Source organism: Streptomyces formicae, assembly GCF_002556545.1.
GTDB lineage: Bacteria > Actinomycetota > Actinomycetes > Streptomycetales > Streptomycetaceae > Streptomyces > Streptomyces formicae_A.
Genome location: NZ_CP022685.1, coordinates 5,403,588 through 5,421,043, shown reverse-complemented (window position 1 = coordinate 5,421,043; position 17,456 = coordinate 5,403,588). Strand labels below are relative to the sequence as shown.

Annotated in this window: 14 protein-coding genes; 6 read left to right on the top strand and 8 right to left on the bottom strand. The window is 73.5% G+C overall.

What is annotated here, in order from left to right:
- Positions 1-103 precede the first annotated feature (103 nt).
- Complete coding sequence (locus KY5_RS23510) at positions 104-1,246, top strand: AraC family transcriptional regulator (RefSeq protein WP_098244113.1); 1,143 nt, start codon at positions 104-106, stop codon at positions 1,244-1,246.
- Here the strand turns inward: KY5_RS23510 and KY5_RS23505 are convergent.
- The gene (locus tag KY5_RS23505; RefSeq protein WP_098244112.1) at positions 1,135-4,467 is read right to left on the bottom strand and encodes a tetratricopeptide repeat protein; all 3,333 of its coding nucleotides are present in this window, start codon (positions 4,465-4,467) and stop codon (positions 1,135-1,137) included. The genes KY5_RS23510 and KY5_RS23505 overlap by 112 nt on opposite strands.
- Positions 4,468-4,520: 53 nt before the next feature.
- Positions 4,521-5,021 carry a hypothetical protein gene (locus KY5_RS23500; RefSeq protein WP_199843196.1) on the bottom strand — a complete coding sequence of 167 codons (501 nt, stop codon included), beginning with the start codon at positions 5,019-5,021 and terminating at the stop codon, positions 4,521-4,523.
- A gap of 202 nt (positions 5,022-5,223) precedes the next feature.
- Here KY5_RS23500 and KY5_RS23495 point away from each other — a divergent pair, with 202 nt between their 5' ends.
- The gene (locus KY5_RS23495; protein WP_098244111.1) at positions 5,224-6,408 is read left to right on the top strand and encodes a lipase family protein; all 1,185 of its coding nucleotides are present in this window, start codon (positions 5,224-5,226) and stop codon (positions 6,406-6,408) included.
- A gap of 93 nt (positions 6,409-6,501) precedes the next feature.
- Here the strand turns inward: KY5_RS23495 and KY5_RS23490 are convergent, their stop codons facing one another.
- A complete protein-coding gene (locus KY5_RS23490) occupies positions 6,502-8,418 on the bottom strand; it encodes an InlB B-repeat-containing protein (protein WP_098244110.1) in 1,917 nt (638 codons plus the stop codon).
- A gap of 417 nt (positions 8,419-8,835) precedes the next feature.
- Between KY5_RS23490 and KY5_RS41880 the strand changes: the two genes are divergently transcribed.
- Together KY5_RS41880 and KY5_RS23485 are read left to right on the top strand one after the other, a co-directional pair.
- On the top strand, positions 8,836-8,979 hold the full coding sequence (locus tag KY5_RS41880; protein ID WP_159072590.1) for a hypothetical protein: 144 nt from the start codon (positions 8,836-8,838) through the stop codon (positions 8,977-8,979).
- A complete protein-coding gene (locus KY5_RS23485; RefSeq protein WP_098244109.1) occupies positions 8,976-9,971 on the top strand; it encodes a molybdopterin-dependent oxidoreductase in 996 nt (331 codons plus the stop codon). The genes KY5_RS41880 and KY5_RS23485 overlap by 4 nt, the downstream gene beginning before the upstream one ends.
- A gap of 26 nt (positions 9,972-9,997) precedes the next feature.
- Here KY5_RS23485 and cynS read toward each other — a convergent pair whose 3' ends face one another.
- Together cynS and KY5_RS23475 are read right to left on the bottom strand one after the other, a co-directional pair.
- A complete protein-coding gene (gene cynS / locus KY5_RS23480; protein ID WP_098244108.1) occupies positions 9,998-10,471 on the bottom strand; it encodes a cyanase in 474 nt (157 codons plus the stop codon).
- 37 nt (positions 10,472-10,508) lie between these two features.
- On the bottom strand, positions 10,509-11,099 hold the full coding sequence (locus KY5_RS23475) for a carbonic anhydrase (RefSeq protein ID WP_098244107.1): 591 nt from the start codon (positions 11,097-11,099) through the stop codon (positions 10,509-10,511).
- A 141-nt stretch (positions 11,100-11,240) separates the two neighbouring features.
- Here KY5_RS23475 and cynR point away from each other — a divergent pair, with 141 nt between their 5' ends.
- Positions 11,241-12,143, top strand: a complete 903-nt coding sequence (cynR, locus tag KY5_RS23470) for a transcriptional regulator CynR (protein WP_098244106.1) — start codon at positions 11,241-11,243, stop codon at positions 12,141-12,143.
- Here the strand turns inward: cynR and KY5_RS23465 are convergent.
- Complete coding sequence (locus tag KY5_RS23465; RefSeq protein ID WP_098244105.1) at positions 12,100-12,609, bottom strand: hypothetical protein; 510 nt, start codon at positions 12,607-12,609, stop codon at positions 12,100-12,102. The two genes, cynR and KY5_RS23465, sit on opposite strands and share 44 nt — an antisense overlap.
- Before the next feature lie 401 nt (positions 12,610-13,010).
- Positions 13,011-14,399: an MFS transporter gene (locus KY5_RS23460; protein WP_098244104.1), complete on the bottom strand. Its 1,389-nt coding sequence runs from the start codon at positions 14,397-14,399 to the stop codon at positions 13,011-13,013.
- Positions 14,400-14,891: 492 nt separating this feature from the next.
- On the opposite strand from KY5_RS23460, the gene KY5_RS23455 reads away from it, so the two are divergent.
- The gene (locus KY5_RS23455) at positions 14,892-15,782 is read left to right on the top strand and encodes a helix-turn-helix transcriptional regulator (RefSeq protein ID WP_098244103.1); all 891 of its coding nucleotides are present in this window, start codon (positions 14,892-14,894) and stop codon (positions 15,780-15,782) included.
- A gap of 29 nt (positions 15,783-15,811) precedes the next feature.
- Here the strand turns inward: KY5_RS23455 and KY5_RS23450 are convergent, their stop codons facing one another.
- On the bottom strand, positions 15,812-17,380 hold the full coding sequence (locus KY5_RS23450; RefSeq protein ID WP_098244102.1) for an alpha/beta hydrolase: 1,569 nt from the start codon (positions 17,378-17,380) through the stop codon (positions 15,812-15,814).
- Positions 17,381-17,456 lie beyond the last annotated feature (76 nt).

Here is a 17,456-nt window from a genome sequence, read left to right as displayed (position 1 = left end):
AGCGGGTCCGGCCGCCGGGATGACGGGAAACGTCAGCACCACTGACCGGCGCGCTCAGCGACGCGGTGTGTCGGGCCGCCCTTCCCGGCGCTAACGTCGTGACATGGCCAGGCGGACGATCACCGTGCACCACGTACGGGCCGTGCTGCGCGGCGCCGAGCGGCGCGGCGTGGACACCGTGCCGCTGCTGCGGGGCGCGGAGATCCCACCGCTGCTCCTCGGCGACGACAGGGCCCGGGTCACCGCGCCCCAGTTCACCCGCCTGTTCCGGGAGTTGTACCGCGCGACCCAGGACGAGTTCCTCGGCCTCGGATCGGCCGCGAGCAGACCGGGGACGTTCGCGATGATGTGCAGGGCCTCGCTCGGCTGCCGCGACCTGGACGCCGCCGTACGCCGGGGCGTCGCCTTCTACGGCCTGTTCCCCGGCGGCCCCGACCTCGTCCTGGAACGCCGCGCCGACGACGCCGTCTTCGGCGTCCGCAACGACCTCGAACAGGACTACTTCCTCGCCGAGTGCCTCGTCATCATCTGGCACCGGCTGTGCAGCTGGCTGATCGGCCGTCGCATCCCGCTGCGCTGGGCCGAGTTCGGGCATCCGCCGCCCCCGCACAAGGACGAGTACGAGCTGCTCTTCGGCTGCCCCGTGCGGTTCGGCGCCGCGCGGACAGGGGCCGGGTTCGACCCGCGCTGGCTGGCCGCGCCGCTGGTCAGGGACGAGGCGGCGCTCGACGAGATGCTGCGCCGCGCGCCCTTCGAACTGCTCACCCGGCACGAGTACGGCACGACGGTCGCCGAGCAGGTGGGCCGGGTGCTCGCCCGCGCCCTGCGCACCTCGCCCCGGCTGCCCTCGCTCGGCGAGATCGCCGCGCGGCTCGCCGTGAGCCCGGCGACGCTGCGCCGCAGGCTCGCCCAGGAGGCCACGTCGTACCAGCGGTTGAAGGACGCGGTGCGGCGCGACGCGGCCATCGCGGGCCTGGTGGAGGGCGGTGAGCCGATCGCCGTGCTCGCGGCGCGGCTCGGGTTCTCCGAGGACACCGCCTTCCACCGGGCGTTCCGTCGCTGGACGGGCACGACCCCGGGCGCCTACCGGACGGAACGCCCCCTTCGCCCGGCGCCCGGCGCTGCGTCCCCTGCCTACGAGCCCTCACCCGGAGGGGAGTCCGGCAGCGAGTCCGGACGCGAGTCCGGCGGCGGCGCGTCCGGCAGCGGCGGGATGCCGTCAGCCGGTGGCGGCACGTCCTCCTGATCCCGCTCGCCCGCCTCGGCCCCGGCCCCCGCCGCGTCCTCGATCACCCTGCCGTTGACGACAGCGGCCGCACCGCCGAGCGTGGCCGCCGCGCCGTTCACCGCCGACTCGCCCTCCAGTTTGCCGAGCCGCCTGCTGACCCTGCCGAGCGCGATCAGGACGGTGATCAGCGAGGCGGACGCCCCCTCGATGCGCCGCGTGTACCGCACGGCGTCCTCGTACGAGGCGTGCGCCTGCGCCAGGAGGTCCTGCGCCTCGTAGGCGTCGCCGATGTCCTTGAGGACGGAGGCGTACCAGCCGGGGTCGGCCTCGCCGTCGATCAGTTCGAGCACCTCGCGGTAGGCCGCGATGCCGTCCTGGTAGGCGCCCTCCACGCCGAGGTTGCCCAACTCCTCGTAGGTGAGGCCGATGTTGTGCAGGACCGCTGCCCGCCGCTCCCCCTCCTCGATCTTGGGGACCTCGGCGAGGAGTTGCTCAAGGACGTCCCGCGCCTCGGTCGGTTCGCCCATCGAGACCAGGGTGTTGGCCAGCGCGGTCATGGTGGTGGCGAGGTCGCTCGGGTTGTCGGCGCGCAGCTTGTACGAGACGGCCTGCCGGAAGTACTCGACGGCCTCCTTGAGGTCGCGGGCGTCGCGGTAGGTGTCCGCGATGTCGTGCAGGATGACGCCGTAGACACCCGGCGACTCCTCGGGATGGGTCAGGTCGCGGGCCTCGTGGAAGCAGGCGAGTGCCTGCTCGAACCTCGCGGGGCGCGGTGGGCTTGTCTCTTCCGGCATGGGAGTTCTCCGTTCGGCGTCGGGTGTCGGTGGCCTGTGGTGATCTCGCCGCGCTGTGCCGTCGCGGGCCATCGCCCGGCCCTCGCGCAGGTGCTGGCGTCCCCGGGTGATCAGCACGGACGCCAGGTTCGTGGCACCGGTCGCCGTCTGGCTGTGGTGCGGTCCGAAAAGACGGAGCAGGTCGTCGAGGAGCTGCCGGTAGGCGAGGACGGAGCCCGGCAGATCGCCCGCCTGCTCCCAGTCGTACGCCAGGCTGCCGCGGGCCGCGAGCGACTCGATGTGGTCGGGTCCGAGCACCCGGTGCATGTCGACGAGGAGTTGCTCGAAGAGGACGAGCGCGCCTGCGGAGTCGCCCGACTCCCCCGTCCAGTAGGCGAGTTCGCCCCGGTTGCCGAGCGTCTCCGTGTGGTCGGGCCCGAGCACCCGTTCCCGGTCGGCGAGCAGTTCCTCGTACGCGGCGACGGCCCCCGCCGCGTCGCCCGCCTGCCCCCGGTAGCGGGCGAGGTTGTGGCGGGCCCTGAACGGCTCGGGGTGGTCGCGGCCGAGGACGCGCTCGCGGTCGGCGACGAGCTGTTCGAGGGCGGCGACGGCCCCCGCCGTGTCGCCCGCCTCGCCCCACCACAGCGCGAGGAAGCCGCGCGCGCTCAGCGTCTCGGGCCGGTCGTCGCCCACCTCCCGCTGGAGGTCGACGAGCAGTTGCTCGAAGCCCATCAGGGCACCGGAGACGTCCCCGATCAGGCCGCGCGCGTGGGCCACTTCGTGGCGGGCCCGCAGGGTGTCGATGTCGTCGGGCCCGCAGACCCGCTCGTAGTCGTCGAGCAGGGCGAGGAGCGCCGCGAGCGACTCGCCCGGGTGCCCGGTGAGCGCCCAGAGGTCGGCCAGGTGGAGCCGGGCCTCCAGGGTGTCGCGGTGGTCGGGCCCGAGGCGCCGGGCGGCCTGCTCGGCGAGGTCCTCGAAGTAGTCCCTGGCGTCGCTGTAACGGCCCGCGTCCGACAGGCTGCTCCCGGCGTCGAAGAGCACCTTGCTCGCCCCCTCGCCCCACAGCGCGGGCTCGGCGACGCGGCGCAGGGCATCGGTGTTGGCGCGCAGCGCGCCGCTCAGCGCGGTGTCGCGCTCGACCTCGGGCCAGGCGTACGAGAGCGCGGTGGCTGCCGTCCTTGCCGCCTCGTCGACGCGGTCGCGCGTCAGGGACTCGCGGATGCTGCGCTGGACGAGCTGGTGGACGCGGACGGCCTGGTGGGGCACGGCCGGGGTGTAGTCGATGAGGTGCATGCGGTGCAGGGCGCGCAGCGCCTCGACGGCATCCTCCTCATCCACGACTCCCTCGCCACCAGCACCTTCACCGCCGCCCCTCGCCCCCACCACGCCTTCACCAACCGCGCCCTGGCCAACCGCACCCCCGCCGACAGCCCCCTCGGCGCCCGCACCCGCACCCGCACCACCCTCATCCCAACCGCCCCCGCCCAAGCCCCTGTCTCCCCGCTCCCGCCGCACGGCGAGATAAGCGCGGGCCACGTCCCCGGTGAGCACAGCCCCCGGGATACCGCTCGGGTCGAGCAGCGCGATGAGTTCGAACATCGGCGACGCGAGACCGCGTGGCCGCATGCGGTCGGCCCGGTCCAGGGAGAGGGACCAGGCCGCGGCGACGCTGACGCTCTGGGTGTCGGGGAGCATGCCGCGTTCGGGTACGAGACGGGCCAGGCTCCGGGTGCGGCTGGAGAGCAGCGCGCGGTACTCGGCGCAGCTCAGCTCGGTCTCCAGGAGGTAGGCGGCGGCCTGCGAGAGGGCGAGCGGCAGATCGCCGAGGTCGCCCGCGAGCCGGGCGACGCAGTCGTCGTGGTCGGCGGTACGGGCGCCGGGCCCGCGGCGGGCACCGGAGAGCACCTGGGTGAGGTAGCCGACGGACTCGTCCCTGGCGAACAGGCCGACGTCGATGCAGCGGTGCCCGTGCCCGGTCAGCACCGCGTCCCTGCGCCGCGTGGTGACCAGCGTCCTGCCGTGCGGCCCCGCGGGCGGCCACAGGCCGATGTGCGGCACGGCGGGGTCGGCGAGCAGGTCGACGGGGTCGGCCAGATCGTCGAGCACCACCATCCAGCCGGGCCCCCGCTCCCCGTCGGAACCGGTCCCGCGCGGCTGCAACCAGGCCAGGAACTGGGCGGCGGCCTGCTCGGAGTCGGCGTGCACGATGCCGAGGAGCTCCTCGGCGGCCTGCGCGTACGCGTCGACGACGGCCTTGCGCTTGACCGCGGTGATCCAGAGCAGCACGTCGATCTCGCGGTCGCGCAGCAGGTCACGGGCGTAGCGGGCGGCGAGCTGGGTCTTGCCGACGCCACCGGTGCCCGCGAGCACCTGGCCGAGCACGGCGGTGCCGCCTCCTGCCATCTCCCGGGCGAGCCGTCTGCCCGCGCCGCGGTCCTGGAAACAGTGCGCCTCCTGGGGCAGCACTCCGACGATGTGCGGGCTGCGCCGCGTGAGCGGCCTCGGGCCCGCCGGTCCGCTCAGCCCTCGGTCGGATCCGGCGACGAAGGGCGGTCGAGGCCCAGGTTCCCGTACATCTTGTCGATGTTGATCGCGTTGCCGTAGGTCACCAGGTGCTCGGCGGCCTGCGCGCCGGGCCCCGACGCGGAGACCTGCACGACGTGCGGCGCCCGCTCGGCGATGGCCCGCCGCAACTCATCCACCAGAGACTGCAGTTCGTCGCCGAGCTCCTGGCGGACCGTGCCGTCCAGGTCGTCGAGGACGATCTCGAAGCGGGTGCGCCAGGAGATCCGTTCGTCGTCCCGCAGCCGCCTGCCGAGTTCGCCGTCGGCGGCCGAGAGCGCGGTGCCCGTCCGGTCGAGCCTGGCGAGCTCCGCCCGCTCGCGCGCCGCGTCGCCGCGGCCGAACCAGCGGGCCACCGCGTCCCGCACGGCTGTCCAGGCGTCCGTTCCCGCGGCCTGCACGACGGCCGATGCTCCCGCGGCCGCCAGCGCTGTCATGGCGTCGTCGAGCACCGCCACCACCCCCACTCGTTCCAGAGCCCGCGGCTCCCCCTCTGTGAACGTAGCGCCGTGCCGCCCGCCTGGATACCTGCGTGCCGGGGTCAACGAAGGTGAGCGTCCCGGTCAGCCCGTTACTTACTCATGAGTCACTACGTTCTTCGACGGAACAGCAGAGCCTCGAAGGAACAGCCAAGGCACAGCAGACAGTTGGGAGAGCCGCATGCACACCCGCACCGGCCGCAGAGCCCTGGCCGTGGCCGCCGCGCTCGGCCTTTCGGTCATCGCCCCGCTCACCTCGGCCCACGCCGAACCGGGCACGGGCGCGTCGGCGGTCGCCGGGGACGCCCTGTCCCCCGGCGACCTCGTGAACTCCGAGCCGAGCAGCTTCCACCCCCTGCCGGGACAGCCGACGAACACCGACGCGTGGAAGATCGACTACCGGTCGACCACGGCGAAGGGCGAGCCGAACACCGTCTCCGGCACGGTCATCGTGCCGAGGGACGGCAGGAAGGGGCCGCGCCCGCTCATCACGTACGCCGTGGGGACCGTCGGCGTGGCCGACCGCTGCGCGCCCAGCGCGGGCTTCCCCAAGGGCACCGCTCTGGAAGCCAACCTCATCCAGCAACTCACCCTGCGCGGCTGGGCGGTGGCCGTCACCGACTACGAAGGGCTCGGCACGCCGGGCGACCACACCTACACGGTGGGCCGCGCCGAGGGCCAGGCCATGCTGGACGCGGCCCGCGCCGCGATCCGGCTGCCCGAGGCCGGACTCGGCGAGGACTCCCCGGTCGGCATCATGGGCTACTCGCAGGGCGGCCAGGCCGCGTCGTGGGCGGCCGAGCTGCACGACTCCTACGCGCCCGACCTCGACGTCAAGGGCACGGCGACCGGCGGCGTCCCCGGTGACCTGGAGAAGGTCGCCGCCTTCAACGACGGTTCGTACGGCTCGGGCCTGATCTTCATGGCGGCCATCGGCCAGAACGCGGCCTTCCCCGAGCTGAAGCTGGAGTCGTACCTGAACCCGGCGGGCAAGGCGCTCGTCGGCGCCCTGAAGAACAGCTGCGTGGCGGACGGCGCGGTGCTCGGCTCGTTCAAGACGATCGCGTCGATGACGACGAAGAACCCCCTCGAACAGCCCGACTGGCAACAGCGCCTGCGGGAGTCCAGGGTCGGCACGCACAAGCCGGACGCGCCGGTCTACCTCTACCACGCGCTCGCCGACGAGCTCATTCCGTACGGGGTGGGCAAGCGGGTCCGTGCGGACTGGTGCGGGGAGGGGGCGAACGTGGAGTGGCACACGGTGCCGGTCGGCGAGCACGTGAGCGGGGTGATCACGCAGTCGCCCTTCGCCGCGCAGTGGCTCGCGGAGCGGTTTGCCGGTCGGCCGGTGCGGGGTAACTGCTGAGCTCGGGCTTCGGGTGCGGGGGCGTGGGGGCTGGTCGCGCAGCTCCCCGCGCCCCTGTCGGGGGCGCCCCCTGGCGGGGCGCCCCGGCATTCCCTACTTCGCGTACCAGGCCGTGACCTTCCTGCTCTTGGCGTGCCACGTCAGTGAGCCGCCCTGGAACCACTGGCGCACGTCGCCCGCCGCGTTGAGCCGCTTCTCGCCGGACCTCGGGTAGCCGAGCCTGCCGCGCTCCCAGCCGCCCTTCTGCCACGCGGTGCGGAACGCGCCCCACACCGGGTGCATGCCGGTCTTCGGCGAGTAGTAGAGCGATCCGCCCTGGAAGTGCTGGAACCCGCCGCCCTTCGGCAGCGCGCGGCGGTCGCCCGTCGGGCACTTCAACCGGCCCTTGGCGCCGCCCAGTTGGGTCCACTTCTTGAGGAAGCCACCGGTGGGCGGCTTGGCGCAGCCCGCCGTGAAGCGGGCGACGAGCCGGTGCCCCGCGTTCATCGCGAGCGACATGTCGCGGCTCTTGTTCGCGTGCGGCGTGCCGTCGAGGGTCCATCCCGCGAAGGCGTACCCGGCCGCCGGGTAGGCCCGCACGACGACGCGCGTCCCCGTCTTGTAGGGGCCCCAGACGAAGGCGCGGGTGGTGCCGCCGCGCGCCGGGGACGCGGCGAGGGTCAGGGTGTGCCGGGGGCGCGGCGCGGCGGGCACGCGGTAGTCGCCGACCAGCCGGGTGGTCTTCTTGAGCACCCGCGCCTGGTCGTTGTCCTTGTCGCCGAGCGGCTGTCCGCCGTAGCGGTTGGTGCGGTTGGCGTACTGGTTGACCTGGTCGCACCACTTCTTGCCCGCCGCGCAGTTCCATTCGTACGCCATCACCGTGGAGTACTTCTGGTCGGGCGTGATCCAGCCGGTGTTGTACGGGTAGGTCGTACTCGGCGTGCCCCGGCCGTACTTGTCGTGGGCGAGCGTCCAACGGTCGTGGTCCAGGCCGAGGTTGTGGCCCATCTCGTGGCTGACGCCGTCGGTGAAGACGGCTTCGAGGCCCTCGACGGCGAAGGCCTGCTCGGCGGTGCCGGGCCCGGGGTCGTCGGGGCGGTTGGCCATGCCGCTGCCGCCGTTGTCGGCGAGGATCATGACGGTGTCGGCGGCGTACCGCTCGCGCAGGGCGGCCGCCTCCGCGCCGACGTGGCGATCCGTGGGGTTCGAGAGCAGGTCGAGCATGGCGCCCGCGTCGGACTCGGCCCGTGCGTTCTTGAAGCCGGTGACCTCCTGGGCGTGCACGACGTCGACGCTCGCCCGGACCCCGCTGTCGGACAGGGCGCGGTTCATCCGGGTCTCGATGGTGGACGCCGTCGCCCGCAGGCTCCGGAACGAGCGGTGACCGCGCGCCTTCGCGGCCTCCTTGGGCGTGAACAGGAGCAGGACGTCGACGACGGCGGGCCGCGACCGCTCGCTCCTGTCGCGCCCGCGCGGCGGCGCCGGGGGCGCGTCGGCCTCCTGGGAGTCCACCGCGTCGTCCTCGGTGTCCCTGGGCAGCTTCGACAGGTCCCACTCCTCGAAGACGGCGGTGCTCGGCCTGCCCTCGGCGGGATGCACGGCGTACGCGCCCCGGGCCCCGAGATCGGCGAATCCTTCGAGCACGATGGGCTTGCCGCTGTCGTCCCCGGCACAGGCGTTGCTGACCTCGACGTCCACCTGGTTGTCCGGGTGCCCGACCTCGTGCCCCGACCAGGAGATGGTGCCCTGGCCGTCGTCCATCGAGTGGTCCTCGACGACCTGGGCCGTCACGTCGTACGGGAAGAAGGTGAGCGTCGGCCGGGGCGGCGGGCCCGCCTCGGGGCGGTCGCAGAGGTAGGAGAAGTGCTCGCGGCGCAGCTCGACGGTGGCGGTGCGGATCACCCAGGGATCGGATCCGGGCACGGGCTCACGCGGACTCGCGGCGGCCACGGGGGCGGCCAGGCCCACGGTGACCAACAGCGCGGTCAGAGCGGACCGGACGGCGCGTGGCGCGTGTCTGGGGCGGGACATCGGGAGGGACCTCCTCGGGGTCCGGATGCGACGGCGTACCGGAACCACATGGGAGGGCCGGAGGCGCGGGGCGGTCGCGGCTCGCGGGGGCGGCGGGCGGATTCACCTGGCTGCCGGGTGGCGCGGGGCGCCGGGGGGGGCCGGGGTGCCGGGGTACCGAGGGCTCGACGGGCACCGGGGGGCCGGTCGGCGCGGCGGGCGCCGAGGGGCCGGTCGGCGCGGCGGGCGCCGAGGTGGGTGTCACGCCGCGCGCAGCGGCAGGCACCAGGGCAGGTCCCACGCCACACGCAGCGACAGGCACCACGCCCTGCACCCCGACGAACGTCCCTCGCGCCGAAAAGGACTGGGCGGGTCCGCCCTGTCCCTCATAGGATCTTGAGGTTCGCAGGACTTGGAGACCGGGGGGAACTACTCGTCATGCTCATAGCGCCGACCGCACTGTCTCTGGCCATGCTGGCCCTGTTCGTCCTGGCGATGAAGGCGTCCGACGCGATGCCGCAGCGCCGCGCGGCGGACCCGGCGGCGGAACCGGAGGGACCCGGAAGGGGAGTCACCCGATGACCGCACCGCCGACCGCGGCGTCCGCCCCGCTCACGCCACCGCCCGGCGACCCTTCCCTCGCGGACCCCGCGCCGGGGCCCGACTTCGTGACGCCGGTGGACAACGTCTTCGTACGCGCGCACATGGGCGTGCCCGAGATCGACGCGAGCACCTGGACCCTGTCGGTGGAGGGCCTGGTCGAGCGCCCGTTCCGCATCGGCATCGCCGACGTGCTCGCGCTGCCCGCCGAGCAGCTCACGGCGGTGCACGAGTGCTTCGGCAGCCCGTTCCGCCCCGAGACGCCGACGCGTGCCGTGACGAACATCGAGTGGACGGGCCTGCCGCTCGCCACGCTCCTGGCCCGCGCGGTGCCGCTCGCCTCCGCCCGGCACGTGCGCTTCGAGGGCGCGGACACCGGCTCGTTCCAGGGCGACGACAACGTCTCGTACGTGAAGGACCTGCCCCTGGCCACCGCGCGCCGCGACGTGTTCCTGGCCCACGGCATGAACGGCGAGCCGCTGCGACCCCGGCACGGCTACCCGTTGCGGGCCGTCGTGCCGAGGATGTTCGGCACCAACTCGGTGAAGTGGCTGACCCGGATCGTCCTCACGGACACCCGCCCCGAGCACACCTTCACCACGCGGTTCTACACGCGCGTCCTGCCGGGCCACGACACCCCGCAGCCGGTGCGCGAGGTCGACGTGAGCAGCAAGCTGCTCTCCCCCGCGCCCGGCGCCGAACTCGGCCCGGGCACCCAGGTGTTCAGGGGACGGGCGTGGAGCAGCACGGAGGTCGTCTCGGTCGAGGTCTCCGTCGACGAAGGACCGTGGGAACGGGCCCACCTCGACGTCCTCGGCGCCGAACCGACCTGGCAGGGCTTCCACCTGATGCGCGCCCTGCCACCGGGACCGCACACGGTCCGCTCGCGGGCGAGGGACCGCGCGGGCCGGGTGCAGCCCCCGCCGGGATCGCGCAACTCGGTGCACGAGGTGGCGTTCACGGTCACGGACTGAGCGCCGACCCGGCGGCTTACGGCCCGTCAGAAGGGCTTGGTCGGCAGGTACTTGCCGTCGAGCGTGATGACCGCGCGCTCGCCGCCCTCGGGGTCGGCGACCTTCTTCACGTCCAGCTTGAAGTTGATGGCGCTGATGATGCCGTCGCCGAACTCCTCGTGGACCAGGGCCTTCAGGGTGGTGCCGTAGACCTGGAGCATCTCGTAGAAGCGGTAGATCGTCGGGTCGGTGGGGACGGCGCCGCCGAGGGAACCGCGCGTCGGGATGGTCCGCAGCAGCATCGCCGCGTCCGCGTCCAGGCCGAGCAGCTCGGCGACGGCGTCGGCCGCGTGGTCGGGCAGGGCGTGCTGGCCGAGCACGGCGGCGGTGACGAAGGCGACGGAGAGGCCACCGGTCACGTCGGCGATCTGCTGCCAGGACAGGTCCTTGCGGGTCTTGGCGTCGACGGCGGCGACGGCGAGGGCCTGACGGGCGGTGGGGTCGAACTGGGCGTGCGGCATGGGGGTGTTCCCTTTCGTGTTCATGGACGTGCGGGGCCTATGAGTGAACAGGCGTACTGGCGAGGCGACGTGGGAAGCCGACGTGCTCCACCGAACCGGTGGCGATGTCGAAGACCCAGCCGCGCAGCGTGAGCGTCCGCGCCTCAAGGGCGCGGGCCACCGAGGGATGGGTGGCCAGATGGGCCAGCTGGGCGCCGACGTTGGCGCGCACCAGGGCGGCCACGTCACGCGTGGGCACCGCGCCCACGTGCCGCAGCCAGTCGGCGACGGCGGGCAGCGCGCCCAGGTCGTGCTCCTCGGCGAGCGCGGTCATCGCGCCGCAGCCCGAGTGCCCGCAGACCACGATGTCCTCGACGCCGAGGACCGCGACGGCGTACTCGACGCTCGCGGCGACCCCGTCCGCGCCGGGGGCGTACGGAGGCACGAGGTTCCCCGCCGTACGGATGACGAACAGCTCGCCCGGCTCGCGCTGGGTGATCAGCTCGGGCACGACGCGGGCGTCGGAGCAGCTGATGAACAGCGTGCCGGGCCGGTGCGTGGTCGCGAGGCGGGCGAACAGATCCGCCTTGCCGGGGAAGACGTCGCGCTGGAATCGGGCGACGCCCTCGCCGAGGTCGTGCGTGGTCACGTGGTCACTCCCTTCGGTGGCGGCCGGTCCCACCGGGATTCCGCTGCGGGATCGGCCTGAGATCCACCATGCATGACCTGCACCTATAGCGTCCAAGACGTACTACAGATGACTCCTATCGACCACATCTATAGTTACTGCATGGCCCCGGAACTCCGTCATCTGCGCTACCTGCTCGCCGTCGCCGAACACGCCAGCTTCACGTACGCCGCCGAGGAGCTGCGCGTCTCGCAGCCGACCCTGTCGCAGCAGATCAAGCAGCTCGAAAGGACCGTCGGCGCGCAGTTGCTCGACCGCACGGGCCGCGCCGTCCGGCTCACCGACGCGGGCAGCGCCTACGCCCACTACGCCCGCCGCGCGCTCCAGGACCTGGCCGCCGCCGAGCGCGCCCTCGGCGAGGTGGCCGACCTCTCGCGCGGCACGCTGCGCCTGGCGACGACCCCGACGTTCACCGCCTACCTGGTCGGCCCGCTCGCCGCCCGGCTGCACGAACGGCACCCGGGGATCGCCCTGAACGTCAGGGAGAGGTCCCAGGACGACATCGAGAGCGGCCTGCTCGCCGACGAACTCGACCTGGGCATCGCCTTCGACGGACCACGGCCGCACCGGGCGGGCGTCACCGGCACGGACCTGTTCACCGAGACGCTCGGCCTGGTCGTCGGCGACGCCCACCCGCACGCGGGCCGCGCCCGCCCGCTACCCGTCCGCGAACTCGCCGACTGCCCGCTCGCGCTGCTCAGCCCCGGCTTCGCCACCCGCGACCACATCGACGCGCACTTCGCCAGGCACCGCGTCCAGCCGCGCATCGCCGTCCAGGCGGACTCGATCAGCGCGCTGACGGAGATCGTCCGGCGCACCCCGCTGGCCACGGTCCTGCCCGACGCGCTGACCCGCGACCACCCGCACCTGCACCCCGTGCCGCTCTCCCCCGCGCTGCCCGCCCGCACGGTCACGCTGCTGCGCAGGGAGAACGCCTACGAGACGGCGGCGGCCCGCGCGTTCACCGAACTGGCCAGGGGCTGGGCCCACGACCTGGCGCGCTGACCGTCTCGTACCAACCGGTGGAGGGCGCACCCTCGGACGGGTCGAACGACTGGTGCAGCCCGATCAGCGCCACGACGAGGCGCGGGTCCCATTCCGCCGCCCGCACCTTGTACTCGTCGGCGATCCCGCGGAAGACGAGGTGCGCCCTGCGCGATCCGTCGCGCCAGACGACCCTGCGGGGCTTGCCGAACCCGTCGTCGCCCTCGCCCAGGAGCGAGAGGACCGCCCACACCAGGCTGACCGGCAGGCCGAGCGGCCACCACACCGCCCACCACAGCAGACGGCCCCGGTAGCCGCGGACGGCGGGACCCGCGACGGGCTCCACGGTCCACCGCGACCGGCCGAACCGGGACGGCCTGCCGGCCCTGAACGTGATCCGGCCGATCGGCGCGCCCTGGTCGTCGTCGACGCGGTAGACGGCGGGGCGTCCGCTGCCGCGCGGGCCGAGCGGCTGCTCGGTGCTCACGCGGGCCAGCGTTCCCCCCGGAGGGGTTCCGGGTGGGGTCCCCGGAGGGGTTCCGGGCGGTGTTCCCGGAGGGGTTCCCGGATGCGTGCCGGGAGGCGTCCCCTGCCCGTCCGCCGCGATGTGAAAGGCGCGCAAGGACCGCCCCTGGTCCCGCGCGGGCGCGTCACCGTCACGGCACAGCCGCACCACGAACTCCGCGCCCTGCCCACCACCGCCACCGCCACCGCCACCGCGGCCGCTACCGCCGCCGCTGCCGCCCATCACGACCGGTGGAAAACTCGCGTACCGCACTCTGTAGGTGACCGTCCCCCGTGCCATGTGCCCCACCCCTGTCGTCACTGTGCTGCCAAGTCGCCACTCTCGCACGGATGTCCACTCCCGTACCGAGGGACCTTCCCGGCTCAGCCGCGCGGCAGCAGCCACGCGGCGAGGGCCGTGGTGACGCACAGGAGGAGCCCGACGACCAGGAGTCCCAGGTGCATGCCCGCGAGCGAGAAGCCGGAGCCGCCGCCCGCGAGGAGCGCGCCGAACAGGGCGACGGACATCGCACCGCCGGTCTGGCGAAGGGAGTTGAGCAGACCCGATGCCGTGCCCGCGCGTTCGCCGGGCACGCTGTCCATGAGCTGCGCGGTCAGCGCCGGGACCGCGAAGGCACCGCCGAGTCCGGTCGGTACGAGCAGCAACAGGACCTGCCAGAGCGGCGTTTCGGCACCGAGCGGCAGCAGGGCGAACATCGCGAGCGCGAGCACGGCCTGCCCCACGACGATCACCGGGCGCCGCCCGAACCGCTCGGCGACGCGCGGCGACATCAGGTTGGTGGCGGTGATGAGCACGGCGAGCGGCACGAACATCAGGCCCGCCTCGACGCCGGACATGCCGCGCAACTGCTGGTAGTAGAGGCCGAGGAGGAAGGTCACGCCGTAGAACCCGGCGTTCACGGCGAAGCCGACCGCGAGTGCCACGGCCACCGGCCGCTCGCGCAGCATCTCCAGCGGCACCATGGGCGCGCGGTGCCGCTTCTCGGCGGCGTGGAAGGCGAATCCGGCGCCGACGGCGACGGCGAAGGCGGCGAGCACCGGCGCGCTCGTCCACCCGAGGTGCCCGCCCTCGATGACCGCGAACGCGAGCCCCGCCAGGGTGAGTACGGCGGTCACCTGACCCACCAGGTCCAGCGGCGCGGGCCTGCGGGGCGAGACGGCGGTGCGGGTCAGAAGGGCCAGGATCAGCGCGCCCACCGGCAGGTTGAGCAGGAACACGGCACGCCACCCGGCGGTCTCGGTGAGGGCGCCGCCGAGCACGGGCCCGACCGCGACGGCCACCGACCCGCCCACCGTCCACAGGGCGATGGCGCGGGCCCTGCGGCGCGGGTCGTCGTACGCCTGCCGGATCAGCGCGAGCGAGGCGGGCATCACGACGGCGGCGGCCCCGCCCTGCGCGACGCGGGCGGCGATCAGCGAACCGATGCCCGGCGCGAGGGCGCAGGCCAGCGAGGCGGCGGTGAAGAGCCCCACGCCCCACGCGTAAGCCCGCCGCGCCCCCGCCCGGTCGGCGAGCGCCCCCGCGGAGAGCATCAGCGCCGCGAACATCAACGTGTACGCGTCCACGACCCACTGCAACCCGGCCATGCCGCCGTGCAGGGAGTCACGGATGTCGGGCAGCGCGATGTTCACCGCGGTGACGTCGATGGTGATGACGGTGAAGCCGAGGAGGGCGGCGATGAGGGCGACGGGGGACGAGGAGGAACGGGAACGACGCCCCAGCACACGGGGCGGATCAAGAACGACGGACATGGTGCTCCTACAGGCGGGGCTCGACGCGGAGAAACGGGCGGACGGGAAAGGCCCCTACAGGCGGGGCCCGGCGCGGAGATACGGGTGGGCGGGCGGGAAGGGCCCCTACAAGCAGGGTTCGACGCGGAGAAACGGGCGGGCGGGCGGGAAAGGCCCCTACAAACAGGGCTCGGCGCAGAGATACGGGCGGGCGGGAAAGGCCCCTACAGGCGGGACCCGGCGCGGAGATACGGATGGGTGGGCGGGCCCCGTCGCGGAGCGACGAAGAAGAACAACAACAAGCCACGTGCGGGCGGCACCGAACACCAAGACCGCGGCCCGGCAACTCGTACCCCCTGGGCCAAGACACCCGAGCCGCCCGCAACAGGACCAACTCTCCGCCCAAGCCCCACGCAGTGGCAGGCCGCGCTTCACCCGGCCCCCACGTTCCAGGCCCTGACACAGCCCCCCACACCCCACACGCACCAGGAACGCACCAGCGACAATGGACAGATGACCGAAAGCACAAGGAGCGCGCCACCCCCGGTGGCGACCACCGGCACGGAACTGGGCAGATACCTCCGCGCCCGGCGCGCCCGCGTCACCCCCGCCGAAGCGGGCCTGCCCGCAGGCACGGGCCTGCGCCGCACCCCGGGCCTGCGCCGCGAGGAGCTCGCGACGCTCGCCGGGGTGAGCGTCGACTACTACACGCGCCTGGAGCGCGGCCGGGAGACGAACCCGTCGGCCGCCGTCATCGACGCGCTGGCCCGCGCCCTGCGCCTGACGGGCGACGCCCACGACCGCCTGCACGACCTCGCCGAGCTGGCCTCGGGCCGCCTCACGGAACCGCACCCCACGAGCGACCAGACGGTCCGCGCGTCCACCCTGAGGATGCTGGAGGCGCTGAGCCCGCTGCCCGCGTACGTGGTGAGCAGGCACAGCTACATGCTGGCCGCCAACGCCCCCGGCAGGGCCCTGATGCCCGGCCTGTGGGACTGGCCCCCCGAGCAGCGCAACGTCACCCGCTACGTCTTCCTGCACCCGGTGGGCCGGGAGCTCTACCAGCCGTGGGAGGAGACCGTCGCGCAGTCCGTGGCCCATCTGCGCGCGGTCGGCGGCACCGACCCCGACTCGCCGCAGCTGACCTCGCTCGTCGGCGAACTCCTGCTCAAGTCACCGGACTTCGCCCGGCTGTGGGAGCGGTACGACGTGCGCGAGCGCGGCGGCGGCAGCAAGACCTTCGCCCACCCGAAGGTCGGCCCGATGACCCTGACGTACGAGGTGATGCAGCTGGCCAGGACGGGCGGCCAGCGCCTGGTGGCCTACCAGGCGCCGGAAGGCACGCCCGACGAGGCGGCGATGCTGCGCCTGACCCCGGCGCCGGACCCCTCCCCCAAGGAGTAGCCCACCCGCGCCCTCACTCCGCCGCGACCTCACTCCGCCGCGCACGTCCCGGCCGTCGGCTTCTCCCCGTACAGCAGGAACCCGTCGACCTTGTCCCGCACGCACGTGGAGCCCAGGTAACCGGTGTGTCCGTCCCCCTTGTTGTCCAGGACGACGGCCTGCGAACCGAGGCGCTCTGCGGTCTCCTCCGTCCACCGGTAGGGGGTGGCCGGGTCGCCGCGCGTGCCGACGAGCAGCATCTTCGGCGTCTTCACGTCCCGTACGTCCGCACGGATGTAGTCGGTGCCCGCAGGCCGCCCGAAGCAGAGCAGCACCGGCATCAGCATCGACTTGCCGAAGACCGGCGACGCCTCCTCGAACTCCTTCCGGAGCGTGCCGACCTCCTTCTCGATACGGGCGGCGTCGGGCCGGTCGGGGTCGTCGGCGCAGTTCACGGCCATCAGCGCGGCGGTCATGTTGTCGGCGGGCACGTCCTCGGCACGCCAGGACATGCCGACGGGCCCGTTGCCGAGACCGCCGCTCATCCGGATCAGCGCGCGCGGGTCCCCGTCCGCGAGCAGCCCGCCGAGCGCCTGCGAGAGCGCGGGCCACGCCTGCCTGCTGTAGAGCGCCTGGCTGAGCACGCCGACGACGTCCTGCCCGGTGAACTCCCCGCCGTCCGCGGCCTGGAGGGGCATCTCGTCCATGTCCCTGATGAGCTGGACCATGCCCTGCCGGGCCGCCCGCGCGTCCGTGCCGAACACACAGCCCGCGTTGCCCGTGCACCAGGCGAGGAAGTTGTCCAGGGCGGTCTGCCTGCCCTCGGCGGTGGCCAGGGACTGCTCGGCGACCGGCTCGGTCAGCGTGTCCACGCCGTCGAGCACCATCCGCCCGACCTTCTTGGGGAACTGTGCCGCGTAGACCGCGCCGAGCCGCGTCCCGTACGAGAAGCCGAGGTAGTTGAGCTTCTTGTCGCCGAGCGCCTGGCGCATGACGTCCATGTCGCGGGAGACGTTGACCGTCCCGATGTGGCCCAGCACGGGCCCCGACTTGGCCGCGCACTCCGCGGCGACCTCGCGCAACTGGGCGAGCAGGGCGGCCGGGTCGTCGGAGCCCTTCTCACCGGCGCCCGGCTCCTCCGTGGCGTCCGCGGCGTCGCCGCAGCTGACGGGCGCGCTCTCGCCGACCCCGCGCGGATCGAAGGAGACCACGTCGTACCCCTTGCTGAGGTACCCGAACTCCTTCTGCGACCCTGCCAGCGCGGAGACGCCGGGGCCGCCGGGACCGCCGAAGTTCAGGAGCAGGGAGCCGCGCGGCTTGCCGCTCGCGCTCGACCGCATCTTGATCATCGCGAGATCGACGGTGCCCTTCGTCGGCTGCCCGTAGTCGAGCGGCACGGTCACCTTCCCGCACCGGACGTCCTTGGCGTGGCCCGTGGCCTCCGCGACGTCCCCGGTCGCGCCCTCGCAGGCGGACCACTTGATCTTCTGCGTGTAGTAGCGCGACAGATCGGGCCGCCCGCCGTCCGCGTCGGCCGAGGCGGCCGGGAAGGCTCCCGGCGCGCCCGCTCCCACGACGATCAGCACGGTGACGCCGGCGAGTGCACAGGCTCCGCGCACGGCAACCTCCCAGGGTGTGCCCCTCGCTCACCCTAAGCGCCGGGCACGGGCCCCGCCCGTTCAGCGGCGGTCACCT